Raw genomic sequence first — 16,497 nt, 5'->3', positions numbered from 1 at the left:
CTGCCCATGCCTCAGACTTCTGCCCACCACGTCTCCATTATCGGCGGCGGCCCCGCCGGGCTGATGGCCGCCGAAGTCTTGAGCCAGGCGGGCGTGCGCGTGTACCTGTACGATGGCATGCCTTCAGTGGGGCGCAAGTTCCTGTTGGCAGGTGTGGGCGGCATGAATATCACCCACTCCGAAGCCTACCCGGCGTTTCTGTCGCGCTACGCCGAACGCGCCCCGCACATGGCCCCGCTGCTGCGCAGCTTCGGCGCCGAGGCGTTGTGCGAATGGATCCATGGCCTGGGTATCCAGACCTTTGTCGGCACCTCCGGCCGCGTATTTCCTACCGATATGAAAGCCGCACCGCTGTTGCGCGCCTGGCTCAAGCGCCTGCGGGATCAAGGTGTGGTTATCCACACCCGGCATCGTTGGACCGGTTGGAATGCCGAAGGCGGTTTACTTATCCACAGCCCGGACGGCGAGAAAGTTGTCCACAGCGACGCGGTGTTGCTGGCCTTGGGCGGCGGCAGTTGGTCACGCCTGGGCTCTGACGGTGCGTGGCTGAACCTGTTTGAAGGCAAAGGCCTGCCCTATGTCCGCCTGCAACCGAGCAACTGCGGGTTTGAAGTGGCGGCCTGGAGCGAGTTGATGGTCAGCAAATTCGCTGGCGCACCGTTGAAAAACGTTGCCATTGGCCTGGGAGACGACAAATCTCGGCTGGGCGAATGCGTGATCACCGCCACCGGCATTGAAGGCAGTTTGATTTACGCCTTGTCGGCGCCGATTCGCGAAGCGATCAACCGCGACGGTTCGGCCAAGGTGCATATCGATTTGCTGCCGAGCAAGCCGCTGGACAAGGTGCAGGCCGCATTGGCCAAGCCCCGGGGTTCGCGGTCGATGAGCAAGCACTTGCACAGTCAGTTGGGGTTGGATGGCGTGAAAGCAGCCCTGCTGCGCGAGCTGACGCCCGCTGAACACTTCACCGATCCGGCGCAGTTGGCAGTGGATATCAAGGCGTTGCCGCTGACATTGGTGAGGACGCGGCCGATGGATGAGGCGATCAGCACAGCGGGGGGGGTGCCGTTTGAAGCGCTGGATGAGCGGTTGATGCTCAAACCATTGCCTGGAGTGTTTTGTGCGGGGGAAATGCTGGACTGGGAGGCGCCCACTGGTGGGTATTTGCTGACGGGGTGTTTTGCCAGTGGCAGAGCGGCTGGGCTGGGGATGTTGGAGTGGCTTAATCGCTGAGAGCCGCGCTGGATTCAAGGCCGCCATCGCAGGCAAGCCAGCTCCCACCTTTGACTGTATTCACAATTTAAAGGTGGGAGCTGGCTTGCCTGCGATGAGGCCATCAGCCACAGCGCAAAATCACTTCTTCTTACGCGGCCCGGTATTGAAAACCGGCACCTTGCGCACCGGCTTGATCGACGGCTCAGCCGGCGCCACGTCACCACTGTCCACCCACTTGCCCAGGTTGCGCTTGCCGCCACCACCGGACGTTTTAGGTTTCTTCGGTTTTTTCGGCTTCTTCACCACCTGCCCGCTGGCATCGGTATCCGGTACACGATGCTCCGGCTCGAAATCCGCTTCCATTTTGCGGGTGAGGGTCTGGCGGGTCAGCATCTCGATCGCCGAGAGCATGTTCACCTCATCAGCGCACACCAGGGAGATCGCCTCCCCAGTGTTGCCCGCACGCCCGGTACGGCCGATACGGTGGATGTAGTCCTCGGCCACGATCGGCAGGTCAAAGTTGACCACCAGCGGCAGGTCTTCGATATCCAGGCCACGGGCCGCCACATCAGTGGCCACCAGGATTTGCACCTCGCTGGCCTTGAAGCGGTCCAGTGCGCGTTGGCGGGTAGCCTGGGGCTTATCGCCATGGATGCCGTCGGCGTTGATGCCCAGGCCCTGCAACTTGTCCACCAGGGCGTCCACGCCGTTGCGGGTCTTGGCGAAAACCAATACCTGCTTCCAACGGCCCTTGCGCATCAGGTGCACAAACAGTTCAGGCTTGCGCTTCTTGTCCACCGGCACCACCCACTGCTTGACGGTGTTGGCAGCGACGTTGCGCGGGCTGACTTCGATGCTCAGCGGGTCGTTGAGCATCTGCCCAGCCAACAGGCGGATGTCATCGGAGAAGGTCGCAGAGAACAACAGGGTCTGGCGCTTTTTCGGCAACATGCGATAAATGTTGGCAAGCTCTTCGGAGAAGCCCAGGTCGAGCATACGGTCGGCTTCATCCAGCACCAGGGTTTGCAGCTGGTTGAGCTTCAGCGCGTTCTGGCGGAACAGGTCGATCAGGCGGCCAGGGGTGGCGACCAGAATGTCGACGCCTTTGCGCAGCTTCATCATCTGCGGGTTGATGCTTACCCCGCCGTATACCGCGTAGGTGGTCAGCGGCAGGTGCTGGGCATATTCAGCGACGCTGGCGTGAACCTGCTCGGCCAGTTCGCGAGTCGGGCACAGGATCAGCGCACGCGCCGAGTTGGCGGCGACTTTCGGCCCTTCCATGGTCAGCAGTTGCAGCAGCGGCAAGGCGAAACCTGCGGTCTTGCCGGTGCCGGTCTGGGCCGCGGCCATCAGGTCGCGACCGGCCAGCACCGCCGGAATGGCTTGCGCCTGCACCGGCGTCGGGGTCTGGTAGCCAAGCGTCTCAAGGGCGCGCAGCAAGGGTTCGATCAGGCCAAGGGTGGCGAAAGTCATGTAGTTACCGTAGGAAAAATTCAGCGCAAGGGCGTAATGCGCGGCAGTTTACCTTATTTCCGGCTTGGGCTTGCGCCACTGGGGCAGGCTGATCAGCAACACGGCGCTGATGATCACCAGCATCGCCAAGGCTTCTTCCAGGCCGATGGTCTCACCGACGAATACAATCCCCAGCAACACCGCCACAGCCGGGTTCACGTAGGCATAGCTGGTCGCCGCTGCCGGACGCACATGCTTGAGCAGATACATGTAGGCGTTAAAGGCGATGATCGAACCGAATACCGTCAAGTAGGCCAGGGCCAACCAGCCTTCCAGCGGCGGCATGGCCTGCAGGTGCTCGCCCGACAGCGCGCTGACAATCAGCAGCGCCACGCCGGCCACGAGCATTTCTGCGGCACTGGCCATGGCGCCCTGGGGCAGTGGCAGGTGGCGGCTCCACACCGAGCCGAAAGCCCAGGAGGCCGCCGCAACCAACAGCAAAACTGCACCCGATGGGCTTGATTGCAAGGTACTGCCCATATTGAGCATGGCGATGCCGATGATGCCCAGGATCACCCCGGCCCATTCCAGCCGCGTATTACGCGCGCCCCAGAAAAACCCGCACAACAGGGTAAACAACGGCACGGTCGCCACGGCCAATGCCGCCACACCGGACGACACACCCATGTGTTCGGCCACGCTGACACCACCATTGCCCACGGTGAGCAACAAAATGCCGATCATCCCGGCGGCCTTCCACTGCGGCCAGGTTGGCGCCGGCACCCCGCGCCACCTGAGGAAGCCATACATCAACACACCCGCCGTGCAAAACCGAATCCCCGCCAGCAACAGCGGCGGCCAGAACTCCACACCGATGCGGATCACCAGGTAAGTGGAACCCCAGATCACATACAACGCGAAAAAGGCGGCGATCAACGGTAAGGGAAAGCGACGTGGGCCAGGCATTGGGCGGCTCTAATGGCAGGAAAAGGGAGACTTATTCTAGAAACGAAGGTGGATAAACTTAAGTTACAAAACCTGTTTAAACCGCCCATACACTTTTCAAACCATGGTTATGAGGGCTATAACCCGTGCTTTCGAAAGCCACGCGCCACCGGAGCCTTACCATGGACAAATACGACCGCATGCTGCTCAGCGCCCTGCTTGAAGATGGCCGTGCTTCCTACGCGCAACTGGCGCGCACCGTGAACCTCTCCGCCCCCGCCGTGGCCGAACGCGTGGCCAAGCTTGAGGCCAGCGGAGTGATCACCGGGTACCAGGCCAAAGTGGATCTATCCAAAGTCGGTTTGCCGATTCAGTGCGTAATTGAACTGCGGCTGACCAATCACGGCAGCCAGAAGGTGTACGACGCCCTGGCGCAAATTCCCGAACTGACCGAATGCCACCGGGTCACGGGCGACCCGTGCGTGATCATGCAAGCGGCGGTAGGCACCATGCCGCAGCTGGAAGACCTGATTAATCGAGTGGCGAAGTTCGGGTTCAGCAAGACCTCGATTATTTTGTCCAGCGCCATAGAACGGCGGGTGCCGTTGGGGCAGTTGGAAGCCAATGGGAAAAATGGTGGCTGACCTACCGCCATCGGGAGCAAGCCCCCTCCCACACTTGATCTGTGAACACCTTCAAAATGTGGGAGGGGGCTTGCTCCCGATGGCGTCATTAGCTTCATCGCAAGACCAATCTCTTTCATTTGCGGGACGTTTCCGAGAGAATCCCACGGCCTTGTTTCCGTCGGATTCGGTAGCTAGTCTCGCCCTGTCATCGAATGTTCGGTGACCGGACGTGCAAGTCCGATGGCAAGCAAGATCATAAATAAACCTGCAGCCGATATGCCTGTTATGGCGGCTGTGCGTGGGAGGCCTTCGGGCCTGCTGGGTTTGGATCCTTGCCCCGGTCTTGCACACCTACGCACAGTTGCCACCCTAATTCGCGTGCAAGCGAACGGTGTCGACTTCTTCCAGCAAGGAGTTTCACCATGGCCAAAAAAGTCACCCCCGATCCACCCAAGTCCAAAACCGACTTCCTCAGCGAAGACGCCCTGCTCCACCGTCGCGCCATCGACTACTACCTCAAGGCATCCGCCCCGGATGCGCCCATTTTTATCCTGAATGACAACCTGAGCTTCGAAGACGCCCTGGCCCATGCGGCGGATTTGTTGCATTGCGCGGTGGAGACGGCACATGGGTCGGGCGAGGTGATGAAGGCGCCGCAGCGGGCGGTGATGCATTTGGTGGAGATGGCGAAGGGAGTGGTGGACCAGGCGTTGGCGTGCACACAGCCTCGATAGGCGCCGCATCACTAAATGTGGGAGGGGGCTTGCTCCCGATGGCGGTGTATCAGCCAGCTTATTTTTAGCTGACACACTGCTATCGGGAGCAAGCCCCCTCCCACATTTGGATCTTTGGTGTGCTTGAGAGGGTGGCTGGTTTAGAACCCGCGATGCTTTTTCAGGTGCTCATTGATTTTGGCGGCAGGTACTTTCTGCAAGGTGCATAACAGGTCATGGGACAGTTCGCGCAGGCCGTGGGTCTGGCGCAGTTGCTGGGCCAGGTGCGCCGTGAGGTTGGCGGCCATTTCCGCATCCGCCAGCGCCCGGTGAGCCTGGCCGGTGTGGGGCAGTTTGGCGTAGGCGTTGAGGGTGCCGAGCTTGTGGTTGGGCGCAGCCGGCATCAGGCGGCGGGCCAGCAGCAGGGAGCAGGCGAATTTCTGCAGGCGGGTGCGGCGGATCAGGCCGAGCTCATAGTCCCAGAACTTCTGGTCGAAGGCGGCGTTGTGCGCCATCAAGGGCGTGGTGCCGACGAACTCATTGACCTCGTTCATCACTCGCTCAGCCGGTGGCGCACCGCGCAGCATGGCGTTGCTGATGCCGGTGAGCTGTTCGATAAAGGCCGGTACGCGCACACCGGCGTTCATCAGGCTCTGGTAGCGGTCCACGATTTGACCGCGCTCGAGGATGACCACGCCAATCTCCGTGGCCCGGCATTGGCTGCTGGGGGTGATGCCGGTGGTTTCAAAGTCGATGACCGCTATACGTTCCAAACCTGCTCCAACTCCATTCAACAATCTATTTCTATTTGAGCAACAACGCGCCTTCGATCGGCACGTAGTGGCTGGCGGCGCGTATCAATGAGTTGGCCGTCAGCCCCGGCACGCCGTAGGCCACGGCCCGCACGCCATGCTTTTGGATGATGCGTTCGAGCAGCATGTCGAAATCGCCGTCACCGGAGGCCAGTACGATTTCGTCGACATGGTCGGCGGCGTCCATGATGTCGAGGGTGATGCCCACGTCCCAGTCGCCCTTGGCCGAGCCATCGCTGCGCTGGATATACGGCTTGAGTTTTACCGTAAAGCCCAGGTTGCGCAGGATCTGCTGGAATTGCTGCTGCTTGCTGTCGCCACGGTCGATGGCATACGCGTACGCCTCGACAATCTGCCCGCGAGCGCTGATGTCAGCCCACAGGGCGGCGTAGTTGAAGTGGCAGCCATAGGCTTGGCGCACGGTGTAGTAGAGGTTTTGTACATCGGCGAACACTGCAATTTTCTTCACCGCACTTCCTCATGGACAGCCAGGCGCCAGCGCCCGGAAAGGGCGCCAGTATGCCAGCCAAGGGAGCGTTTCCGGGAAAAAATCAGACCGGAGCGCCGTGGCGCCCCGGGCCAAGAGGTGTCAGACGAAGGAATCGTCGTCGCCGAAGGAAGAGGAATCGTCGGAATAATCGCTGTCAGCCAAGTTGTCAGAGTTGTTGCCCCAACTGTCATTGCCGGCAAACTTCTGGTCATCGTTGCCCCAGTCACCCTGGTCGCTGGCCGGTGCCGGTTGTTCGATGATTTCTTCCACCACCTGTGGTTGCGAGTTGTGATGGAACAGGCTGCTGATACCTTCGGCGAGCAACACACCACCGGCCACACCGGCGGCGGTCTTCATGGCACCGCCGAGGAAGCCGCTGCCCACGGGTGCGCCAGCCGGTGCTTGCGGCGGTTGATAGTTTTGCTGCGGTGCTGACTGGTTGAACGACGGCCGCGCCGGCTCACGCCAGCCGCCACCGGAGTTGTTCGGCGCAGGCTGTGGCTCGCGGGAGCTACCGCCAAAGATGCTCGACAGGAACCCACCACCACTGGCCGGCGCCGGTTGCGCCGACTTGGCCCGCTGCAGTTCGTCCTGCAACTGCTGGATCTGTTGCGCCTGCTGCTTGTTCTGCGCATCCAGAGCCTGGAGCGCATGTTCCTGCACCAGCAATGACTGGGTCATGTAGTACCCGGCGGCGGGTTGGCGAGTCATGTGCTCCTTGATCCGCGCTTCGGCCTGGGCGTCGCGGGGGGCTGAGTCCGTTTCGGCTTGCTGCAACCGTGAAAACAGTCCATCGATCAGGGTTTGCTCTTCGCTGTTCATGGCGACCTCGTTAGATTGCCGATAAAAAATTCCGGTCCCGCCTGTGATCAGGCCGGGTGCCTTCCAGTTATGGGGATGTTACGAGTTGTTTCAATGGTCTTTACTCAAGGTTTACGTTTGCGCCCCTTTGGACCCTGATCGGTTAAAGTGTGGCACTCTGCTTCCAGGCCTGTGATGACCCTGATGAATCCGTTAGACGTTTTGCGCGACTCCTTGCGTTTTACCCAGCGCAACCTGGGCGCCATCGTGCAGTTGTGCCTGCCGTTGGTGATCCTTGAAGCCCTGCTGCAACAAATACTGGACCACACGCTGGGCCCGGATGCGTTTCCCGGCTACAGCGTGGTCGTGGGTTTATTGGTGTACCCGCTGTACACCGGCGCCCTGATCCTGTTTCTCGACGCCCGCACCCGTGGCGAGTCACCACGCACCAAGGATGTATGGGCCATGGCATTGAGCCTGTGGCCGCGCTTCGCCCTGCTGACGGCCATGAGCACGTTGTTGATATTGCTGGGCCTGTCGCTGTATTTCCTGCCGGGCTTGTGGCTGATGGTGGTGTTGGCGTTTGCCGAATACCTGCTGGTGCTGCGCGGTATGCCGGCGTTGGCGGCGATGAAGGAAAGCTTTCGCCTGACCCGCGGGCATTTCTGGCGAATCCTGGTGTGCCTGCTGTGCGTGATGACGCCGTTGTGGCTGCTCAAGGGTGCCAGCGTGGCGGCGTATCCCGAGCCCGCGCCGCTGCTGGGGCTGTTGATGGACAGTGCGCACAGCTTCCTGCAGTTGTTTACCAGCGTGGTGCTGTTCCGTTTATTCATGTTGATCGGTGGCGACGCCGACGCGCGGTGATATGCTCCGTGCCTCTTCTGACACGCATATAAGCCGAGCCGATGACCCGTTTATTGCGCATCACCCTGTTGAGCCTGTTGATCATCGTCGGCCTGCTGGCCGCGCTGATCTACAGCCTGACCTGGCGCCCTGCCGACAAAGAAACACTGCCCGTCAGCTGCGTGGCACCCCGTGCGCCGACGCTGCTGCCGGGGCAGGCGCTCAAGGTCATGACCTGGAATGTGCAATACCTGGCCGGCAAGAACTACGTGTTCTGGTACGACACCCCGGACGGCAGCGGCCCGGACGATCGCCCTACCGTCGAAGACATGGCCTTCAGCCTCGACGAAGTGGCCCGGGTGATCCGCGACGAACAACCCGACATCCTGCTGTTGCAGGAGCTCGACGAAGGCGCCAAACCGTCCCACTATCAGGACCAGCTTGCGCTATTGCAGGAGCGCCTGGTCGACCTCTACCCGTGCAGCGCCCAGGCCTTCGACTGGAAAGCCGACTTTGTGTCCAGCCTGCATATCTTCGGCAGCGTCGGGCGCAAGCTGGCGACACTCAGCCGCTACCAGATCGAGCACGCCGAACGCCTGCAACTGCCGACCGCCGATGCCAACGTCATCAGCCGCCAGTTCCAACCCAAGCCAGCTCTGCTGCTGACATATCTGCCCTTGAGCGATGGCGGCCAACTGGCGGTGCTCAACACCCGCCTGGACGGCGGCGCACCTGGGCGCAGCGCGGTGCAGGAGCAAGTGGCAAGCACGGTAAAACTGCTGGATAAACTCGAAGGTCGCGGCACACCCTGGTTGATTGGCGGGGATTTCAACCTGCTGCCACTGGGCCAGTTCCTGCGCCTGGACGCTGGCAAGCGCGGCCAGTACTCGCCGGACAGTGAGTTGCATCTGCTGTGGGACAAATACCCGATGATCCCCAGCAACAGCCAATCCAGTGGTATCGACCGTGAGAAATGGCTGACGCACTTCCCCAACGATCCAAGCCTTGATGGCCCGGATCGCACCCTGGATTACCTGTTCTACAGCTCGCGGATCAAACGCGTGGAGGCGAAGGTGCGCCAAGACGATACGTTGCGTATTTCCAACCACCTGCCGGTAATCGCCCGCTTCCTGCTGCCTGCCGCGCAATAACCCCTAGGGTTTCAACACCTGGGCCCGCAGCGGCTTAAGCCACTCAAGGCTTTCAACCGTGGTGCCGGATGGGCGGTACTCACAGCCGATCCATCCTCGGTAGCCACGCTGCTCCAGCGCCGCGAACAAGGCGGCAAAGTCCATGGTCCCGGTGCCCGGCTCGTGACGCCCCGGGTTGTCGGCGATTTGTACATGGACGGTCCTGTCGTAAAACTGCGCCAGTACCCCGGCTGCGTCGCCGGTCAAAAGCTGGGCATGGTAAAGATCCAGAATCAGCCCGACACTCGTAAAGGTTTCCAGCACCTGTTGCGCCTTGTTGAAGTCAGACATGTAATAGCCGGGCATCGCCTGCGGGCAGATCACTTCAATAAGCGCGCGCAAACCCTGATCTTCGAGGTACTTGACCGCGTATTCCAGGTTACTTGCGTAGGCAGGCGCGCTCTCATCCTGGGGCGTGGTCACGCCAGACATGATGTGCACATCCGAGCAGTTCAGCGCCTTCGCATAGCGGGCCGCCTCGCGCAGCCCATCGCGAAATTCCTGCTCCTTGCCCTGCAAGGCAGCGATGCCTTTGGTAACACCTGCCGGCGCTGCGAACTGAATCAACGGCAGGTTGTATTGAGCCAGGTGATCGGCGAGCAGGCTGGCGTCAAATTCATAGGGCGATGGGAACTCCACCGCCCTGAAACCGGCAGCGGCGGCGGCTTCGATGCGTTGCAGAAAAGGCAATTCGTTGAACTGGAAACCGAGGTGAGCATTGAATTTGAGCATGGGTAACTATCCATCCTGGGAATAAACAAATCATCAGCCTGGAGCCTCATTCGCGGCTCCAGCGCCACGCTATTGAAAGTGGTCAGTGCAAATACTCATGCTCTTCGTATGGTATTTTCCCACTCCAGTGCGGTGGGGGCATCTGCCCCGACGGGAACGGACTGAAGCTAACCATTCGGAATAAAACCTGTGATCAAGAAAGACCTCGCCCTGCAGTTGGCCCCACGCGTCATCGACATGGTTCGCGCCCGTTCGATGAAAGCCGGTGAGCCCTTGCGCGAGCAGACATTTGCGCAAGCGCTCGGGGTGTCGCGCTCGCCGATCCGGCGGGTTTTTGCCTTGCTCGCCGAGTGGGACCTTGCCATTCAAGAGCCCAATCGTGGCTATTTCCTCAAACAAGGTGCCGGGCAGATTCAGGAAGCCGCAGTCCCTTGCGCCAGCGATCCATTCGAAGACTTTTACCTGCGTGTGGTCGACGACATTCTGAGCGGAGAAATACCGGCGCACTTTTTCGAAGCGCAGTTGTTGCGACGCTATGAGGTGCCCCGGGGGCAGTTGCTCAAGGTGCTGAACCGGTTGGCCGGCGAAGCCATGGTGGAGCGTAAGCCAGGCCAAGGGTGGGGCCTCAAGGACTTCGTGCATAACACGCAGGCGCATATTCATAGCTACCGTTTCCGGATGGCCATCGAACCGGCGGCGCTGCTTGAGCCCGGTTATCAGGTCAATCACGCCGCGTTTGCCCAGGCCAGGCAACAGCAACAGGCCTTGATCGACGGCGAGATCCAGACCTTGTCCCGCGCGCAACTGTTCCAGCTGGGGGCCCAGTTTCACGAAATGATCGTGCAGTGCTCCGGCAATGTTTTTTTCATCGACGCCATACGCCACCAGAATCAGCTCAGGCGCTTTATGGGCTACAAGGCCAACATTGATCGCACGCGTCTTAAGGCGCAATGCCAGGAACACATCCATTTGCTCGACCTCATCGAGTCTGATCGGCGTGAAGAAGCCGCACAGTTTCTCTGGCGCCACCTGGATCAAGTCGGCCGACTCAAGACTGATCAACGCGCAGTGCCAGAAGAAAGCCAAATCTAGAGCACGTCACTGACTACCCGTCAGTGCCGCAGCTTCGCCATCACCGCGCCCAATAACGGGCCAAGCAGCCTAGCACAATTGTTTCTGATCAAAACAGAATACAAAAAAATCACCAAACAGTTAATTTTTTCACTACATATTGTATTTCGTTACAACAATAGGCAATCATGCGCGCCGCTCGGACTCGGATCCGTATCGAATCGCACAGGGATGGTGGCCATGAACGAAAGGACGTTGGGTAGTGCAGCGGGAGTCTCAAACCTGCTGTTCGGGGTGTACAACACAGTGGTTGCCCTGCTTGGCGTGATGCTGGCCTATAAAGGCGGCGTGCTGATGGCCGCGGGCGGGTCACCCTATTACGCGATGATGGGCACCGCGCTGTTGTTATCGGCCATCCTCTTGGGCCTGAAAAAGTCCTTGGGCCTCTATCTTTATGGCGCAGCCTCTGTGGCCACCTATGCCTGGGCGGTGTGGGAGTCTGGTTACGATGGCTGGGCCTATATTCCACGCCTGGCCTGGCTGGCGGTTCTCAGTGTGCCGTTCCTGGCGTTCTGGCCCGTGGTACGGCGTGATTTTGCCAAGGTCAGAAAAAGTCATTACTTCACCATTATGGGTGTGCTGCCGCTGGTGATGGGGGCTACCATCCTGGTGCCGCTGTTCTTCCCCACAAGCGTTCACCTTGCCGACTCGACGCTTGCCACCACACGCCCCGCCGCCGCCTTCAGCCGCAGTTCTGTCGCCTCTCCAGACGGCAATATTGCCGCGTCACACACCGAGACCAACTGGACCGCCTATGCAGGCTCCAACCTGGGCAACCACTATTCAGCCGCGTCGCAAATCACGCCTTCGAATGTGTCGGGCCTGGTCAAAGCCTGGGAATACCACCACGGCGACGTGAAGCAACCCGGTGAGAAAACCAAGTACTTGAACGAAGCCACGCCGATCAAGGTGGGTAACTCGCTCTACACCTGCACCCCCAAGCAAATCATCATTTCCCTGGATGCCACCACTGGAAAGGAGAACTGGCGATTCGACTCCAAAGTCGACCCGGACTACTTCGCCAATGGCGGCGCCTATTGCCGTGGTGTTTCTTATTTCGAAGTCCCCAATGCCAGTGGCTTGTGCGCCTCGCGTATCATTTGGGGCACCAATGATATTCGCCTCGGCGCGGTAGACGCCCTGACCGGCCAGGCGTGCCCCGACTTCGGCAACGCAGGCTTTGCGGATTTGAAAGACGGGCTGGGCACTTTCAGAAAAGGCTCGACGGGTATCACGTCTGCCCCTCTGGTCATTCGCGGGGTGGTGATCACCGGTGGCCGAGTACTCGACTCGGATGTGCGCCCTGCCCCCTCGGGCGTGGTGCGCGCCTACGATGCAGTGACCGGCAAACAGAAGTGGGCCTGGGATTTGGGCCGGCCAGACACCAACGCCCCCGCGGGTAACAACGAGACCTACACCCTCAGCACCCCCAACTCGTGGGCACCGCTGTCGGCCGACGATGAACTGGGCCTGGTGTATGTCACCACCGGCAACGCAGCGGGCGACTTCTATGGCGGCACCCGCACAGCACAAGAAGACAAGTTCAGCTCGTCCCTGGTCGCACTGGACGCCACCACCGGTAAAGTCCGCTGGCACTTCCAGACAGTCCACCATGATCTATGGGACTACGACCTGAGCCCGCAACCCAGCCTGATTGATTTTCCGACGGCTGCCGGGCCACGCCCGGCCGTAATCCAGGCGACCAAATCCGGCCAGTTGTTCGTGCTTGACCGCGCCACCGGCGAACCACTGGTGGATATCGTGCAAGCTCCTGTCCCACAGGGCACCGCCCCGGGAGACTACACCGCAGCCACCCAGCCACTGTCCCCTGATATGCCGAGCACCATGGGGCGTCCATCGAAAACACCGGAAGTACTGACCGAAGCCAATGCCTGGGGCCTGACGCCTTTCGATCAGATGCAATGTCGCCTCGAATTTCGCCAGGCACGCTACGAAGGGATCTTCACCCCGCCGGTCGTGGGCCAGCAAAGCCTGATCTTCCCCGGCCATCATGGCGGCTTGAACTGGGGCGGTGTGATGGTCGACCTCAAGCGAGGGCTGCTGATCATCAACAACCAGCGCCTTCCTTATATGCAGGGGCTGGTACCGCGCGAACAACTCGACGCCATCAATGCCAAGTCGTTCCAGGAGTCGCCGGGCAACGCCCAGGGCTTCCGCGTCCAGGCCGGGCTACCTTACGGCGCAATTAAAGACCCGTGGATGTCATCCCTGGACCAGCCTTGTATTGCGCCACCCTGGGGCTTTATCTCCGGTATCGACCTGCGCACTCGCGATGTCGTGTGGAGCCGCCCGTTCGGCACAGGCTATGACAGTGGACCTTGGGGGATAGCCTCCAAGATGCGCTTCGAAATCGGTACGCCGAGTGATGCAACCGGCGTGACAACCGCTGGCGGCGTGACGTTCATCGGCGCCGCTATTGACCGGTTCATGCGGGCTTACAACAGCGAAAGCGGTGAGCTGCTCTGGGAAGAACGCCTCCCGGCAGGCAATCAGGCTTCACCCTTGACCTACATGAGCCAGGGTCGACAGTACGTGGTGGCGGTGGTTGGCGGTCATGACCGAATCCCAACCAAGTTAGGTGACAGCATCATCGCCTGGGCCCTGCCTGAGCAGTAAATCGAGTGCTGTAAGAGAGGCTCGCCATGAGCGTATCGGTGGGTAAAACATATGCATGTTCTACCCCCCTCAGTCATGGCGTAGTTTCTGGCACGTGTCGCATCACTTCAGAGTGATGACAGGCTAATGACTTATCGCGGGAAATTTATAAGTAGCGGCCATCACTGCTGCCCTTTATTCACGTAGCAATACCCACTTCTACGCCAGATTCAAAGCGCCTGACTCTCTCAGCGCGCTCGCAGGCGATTGCGCCCGGTTTACTCACCTGATGAGAAGCCTGCGCATCGATATATACGCTTTACGCTTTATAAAATTGGATAGGAATTAACAATGCTCGAACTTTCTGATGGTTTGTATCTATTGGTGGGCGTCAGTTTTATTACGTCATTCATGACGGCTGCCATTGGCGTGGGCGGCGGGATTGGACTGCTTGCGGTTATGCCTCAATTCATCCCCATTTCTGCGGTTGTACCGGTTCACGGCTTGATTCAAATGGTCAGCAACGCCAGTCGATTCGCGTTTGACTTCAAAAGTGCAAAAGTGGAAATCCTGCCTAAATACGTTATCGGCTGCCTGGTCGGCGCGTTCATCGGTTACTTCTTCATCGGCAAATTTCCCGAGCAATATTTATCACTGATTCTCGGCTTCTTCATCCTGGCCATCACCTGGACCAAGATCGTCGCACGCCTGGGTTTTATATTTAAAAACTTTGCCCTGGTGGGCTTTTTTCAAACCTTCCTTTCACTGTTCGTGGCCGTAACCGGTTTGATATCGCAGCCCATCCTGATGAAGATGAATATTAATAAAAACGAAGTCATTGTCACCCACGCCATGCAAATGAGCGTACTGCACGGGCTCAAGGTCGCCGCCTTTGTTATTGCAGGTTTTGCGTTCATGGATTACGCCAACCTGATCATCATCATGATTACCGCCTCTACATTGGGTTCGTACCTGGGCGGCTTTCTCAGAGACCGTATATCGCAGCGTGTCGGCGCAATGCTGTTAAAGGCAGGGGTGACGTTTTTTGGTTTGAAGATGATCTTCGATCATTTTTTCAACGGCCTGTAAAAAGTTCTTCCAATAAAACAAGGAGCGTGAAATGAGCATACGTAAGTTTGATTTTTTTGAAACCAAAGAAATCTCAACGTTTCTGAAAGAGCATGGATATTGCGTTATCAAGCCTCAAGACCACTCTCTGGAAGCCTTTAGAGAGACCGCCGGCAAGTTTGGGCTGATTCAGTTTCATACCAAGTCCGATGAACACGGTGTGGTGGGCGGTGGCGAGCCGATCAACAAGGACTGGCAACGCTTCAAGGATGATTATCATGGCGAACTGTCGAGCGATTTTTTCCCGCATACCGATGGGTCATTCTTGAATGGCATCGCCTACGTAGAGGGCACTGCGAAAAAAATCACGCCACCCAAATTCGTCATTCTCCAGTGCGTTTCAAAGCCTGAATTTGGCGGCGACAACTTCCTGGTGGATGGGCAGAAAATCTACAATGACCTGCTTGCCCATCACGCTGACACATTAAAAATATTGATGACCAGCGGCAGTGTCACTTACTGCCGCGACGATTTGCTGTCCATCGATTGCGCCGTCTTTGAAAAAATCGATGACGAAACGTTAAGAATTCGCTACCGCTATGACAGCACTGCGTTTATTCCCGAATGGGCCAGCGCGGCGTTTAAATACATCCAGACCCACTACTCCACCAACGAGCGTTACATTACCCCCATCAGCCTTGAGCCAGGGGACATCCTGGTGATGGATAACCTGCGGGTCCTGCATGCCCGGCATAAATTCATCGATGGCAACCAGCAGAGAAAAGTAAGAAGGCTGTGGATCGCTGATGACGCGAGCACCACATTCAAGAACATCCTGGATCAATCCCCGGTACGCAGGGCCATGCTGCCCTTTCAGAACTACAATATTGCCCAGTCTGAAACCGCCGGGCATTCGTTCATCGAGTACACCTGCGGCATCCACGCCCAAGCGAGCAAATCGCTGCCAGACGCGCATAAGCAATTTGACAGTGCGCTTGAAGCGCTTTAAGCCCTTCAAGACAACCTCCTTGCTGTGATTCAACGCTTTCAGGTAACCCCCCAGTCATCAAAACGACTGGGGAGTTACTTACACTCAAGGCTTTCTGGGTTTGATCCGGGCCGTCGCTTCGGCCACCAACGGGTCATCCGGCCAGTAATGCTTCGTACCAACTAGCACCTTCGACATTGACAGCGTTGTAGCCCCTGACTTACCGGGCTTATGAGGTTTGCGTGAGAAACACCGTTGACTGTCAATCACGCTATGACGGATTGACATTTGGAAAGGGGATTTTATAGAGGGTTGACACACCACGGCGCATAGCGAAGGGAGCTCAGACGGGAAAACATTGACATTCAAAAGCCAACCACGCCCCTCTGGCCCCAATACACCATAACGGCACAAGGCCCCTGACCGCGAAGACCGCTCACATTCCTGGGGGAATATAACCGGGGACATACCTGACATTGGTGCACTTGCCATGAAGAATTCGTCCATCTTCGATCAGGAACTGCGCAATCTTCTTTTGTTGATTGATCTTCGCCTGCAATTTGCAATCGGAACTGTGCCCGACTTGTTGATAGTGTTCGGTGTACACCATGCCATTACCGGTATGGGTCATTGATGTCCCGGCCGCTTCGGTGGTGGTCCAGCTCGCGGACTTGTACCAGGTCAGCACCGCCAAGGGTTCGCCGTTCGAACCGAGTTCCTTTTTCATCGAATCGGGTTTGCCGAACAAGTCCAGCGCTTCCTGCATATCACGCCCTTCCCAGCGGCTTTGCGCAATAGTGGAACAGCCAGTCAAGAGCAAGACGGCCAACAGAGTGGTTAACAATAAGCGTATGTAAGTCATTGGCTGTCCCGGC

General features: G+C 58.6%; 16 protein-coding genes. 9 read left to right on the top strand and 7 right to left on the bottom strand.

Features of this window, described 5'->3' with window-relative positions:
- Positions 1-6: 6 nt before the first annotated feature.
- A complete protein-coding gene (locus tag E4O98_RS25390) occupies positions 7-1,233 on the top strand; it encodes a TIGR03862 family flavoprotein (protein ID WP_248136551.1) in 1,227 nt (408 codons plus the stop codon).
- A 120-nt stretch (positions 1,234-1,353) separates the two neighbouring features.
- Here E4O98_RS25390 and E4O98_RS25385 read toward each other — a convergent pair whose 3' ends face one another.
- Positions 1,354-2,688 carry a DEAD/DEAH box helicase gene (locus E4O98_RS25385; RefSeq protein WP_103734837.1) on the bottom strand — a complete coding sequence of 445 codons (1,335 nt, stop codon included), beginning with the start codon at positions 2,686-2,688 and terminating at the stop codon, positions 1,354-1,356.
- A gap of 48 nt (positions 2,689-2,736) precedes the next feature.
- On the bottom strand, positions 2,737-3,633 hold the full coding sequence (yedA, locus tag E4O98_RS25380; RefSeq protein WP_032879345.1) for a drug/metabolite exporter YedA: 897 nt from the start codon (positions 3,631-3,633) through the stop codon (positions 2,737-2,739).
- A gap of 161 nt (positions 3,634-3,794) precedes the next feature.
- Between yedA and E4O98_RS25375 the strand changes: the two genes are divergently transcribed.
- Both E4O98_RS25375 and E4O98_RS25370 read left to right on the top strand, forming a co-directional pair.
- The gene (locus E4O98_RS25375; RefSeq protein WP_005791661.1) at positions 3,795-4,256 is read left to right on the top strand and encodes an Lrp/AsnC family transcriptional regulator; all 462 of its coding nucleotides are present in this window, start codon (positions 3,795-3,797) and stop codon (positions 4,254-4,256) included.
- A gap of 404 nt (positions 4,257-4,660) precedes the next feature.
- Entirely contained in the window at positions 4,661-4,972 is a 312-nt protein-coding gene (locus E4O98_RS25370; RefSeq protein ID WP_148854026.1) for a DUF3077 domain-containing protein, read from the top strand.
- A 140-nt stretch (positions 4,973-5,112) separates the two neighbouring features.
- On the opposite strand, the gene E4O98_RS25365 is transcribed toward E4O98_RS25370, so the two are convergent.
- From E4O98_RS25365 to E4O98_RS25355, 3 genes are all read right to left on the bottom strand, one after another.
- Positions 5,113-5,724: a 3'-5' exonuclease gene (locus tag E4O98_RS25365; protein ID WP_032879341.1), complete on the bottom strand. Its 612-nt coding sequence runs from the start codon at positions 5,722-5,724 to the stop codon at positions 5,113-5,115.
- Between the two features lie 31 nt (positions 5,725-5,755).
- Positions 5,756-6,232 carry an NYN domain-containing protein gene (locus tag E4O98_RS25360; RefSeq protein ID WP_005791666.1) on the bottom strand — a complete coding sequence of 159 codons (477 nt, stop codon included), beginning with the start codon at positions 6,230-6,232 and terminating at the stop codon, positions 5,756-5,758.
- A gap of 120 nt (positions 6,233-6,352) precedes the next feature.
- Positions 6,353-7,075: a DUF2076 domain-containing protein gene (locus E4O98_RS25355; protein ID WP_248136549.1), complete on the bottom strand. Its 723-nt coding sequence runs from the start codon at positions 7,073-7,075 to the stop codon at positions 6,353-6,355.
- Between the two features lie 183 nt (positions 7,076-7,258).
- Here E4O98_RS25355 and E4O98_RS25350 point away from each other — a divergent pair, with 183 nt between their 5' ends.
- Both E4O98_RS25350 and E4O98_RS25345 read left to right on the top strand, forming a co-directional pair.
- Complete coding sequence (locus tag E4O98_RS25350; RefSeq protein ID WP_057703350.1) at positions 7,259-7,918, top strand: YciC family protein; 660 nt, start codon at positions 7,259-7,261, stop codon at positions 7,916-7,918.
- A gap of 41 nt (positions 7,919-7,959) precedes the next feature.
- Complete coding sequence (locus tag E4O98_RS25345; protein WP_248136547.1) at positions 7,960-9,048, top strand: endonuclease/exonuclease/phosphatase family protein; 1,089 nt, start codon at positions 7,960-7,962, stop codon at positions 9,046-9,048.
- A 3-nt stretch (positions 9,049-9,051) separates the two neighbouring features.
- Here E4O98_RS25345 and E4O98_RS25340 read toward each other — a convergent pair whose 3' ends face one another.
- A complete protein-coding gene (locus E4O98_RS25340; RefSeq protein WP_032879335.1) occupies positions 9,052-9,819 on the bottom strand; it encodes a TIM barrel protein in 768 nt (255 codons plus the stop codon).
- Between the two features lie 189 nt (positions 9,820-10,008).
- Here E4O98_RS25340 and E4O98_RS25335 point away from each other — a divergent pair, with 189 nt between their 5' ends.
- From E4O98_RS25335 to E4O98_RS25320, 4 genes are all read left to right on the top strand, one after another.
- A complete protein-coding gene (locus E4O98_RS25335; RefSeq protein ID WP_005791674.1) occupies positions 10,009-10,911 on the top strand; it encodes a GntR family transcriptional regulator in 903 nt (300 codons plus the stop codon).
- Between the two features lie 219 nt (positions 10,912-11,130).
- On the top strand, positions 11,131-13,587 hold the full coding sequence (locus tag E4O98_RS25330; protein ID WP_248136543.1) for a membrane-bound PQQ-dependent dehydrogenase, glucose/quinate/shikimate family: 2,457 nt from the start codon (positions 11,131-11,133) through the stop codon (positions 13,585-13,587).
- A 330-nt stretch (positions 13,588-13,917) separates the two neighbouring features.
- Complete coding sequence (locus E4O98_RS25325; RefSeq protein WP_005791677.1) at positions 13,918-14,655, top strand: TSUP family transporter; 738 nt, start codon at positions 13,918-13,920, stop codon at positions 14,653-14,655.
- 31 nt (positions 14,656-14,686) lie between these two features.
- Positions 14,687-15,643: a TauD/TfdA family dioxygenase gene (locus E4O98_RS25320; protein ID WP_032879332.1), complete on the top strand. Its 957-nt coding sequence runs from the start codon at positions 14,687-14,689 to the stop codon at positions 15,641-15,643.
- A 415-nt stretch (positions 15,644-16,058) separates the two neighbouring features.
- On the opposite strand, the gene E4O98_RS25315 is transcribed toward E4O98_RS25320, so the two are convergent.
- The gene (locus tag E4O98_RS25315; protein ID WP_005791680.1) at positions 16,059-16,484 is read right to left on the bottom strand and encodes a hypothetical protein; all 426 of its coding nucleotides are present in this window, start codon (positions 16,482-16,484) and stop codon (positions 16,059-16,061) included.
- Positions 16,485-16,497 lie beyond the last annotated feature (13 nt).

Origin of the sequence: Pseudomonas sp. W2Jun17, from assembly GCF_023127795.1 — a bacterium.
Taxonomy (GTDB): Bacteria; Pseudomonadota; Gammaproteobacteria; order Pseudomonadales; family Pseudomonadaceae; genus Aquipseudomonas; species Aquipseudomonas synxantha_A.
This window is presented reverse-complemented; position numbering and strand designations above follow the sequence as displayed.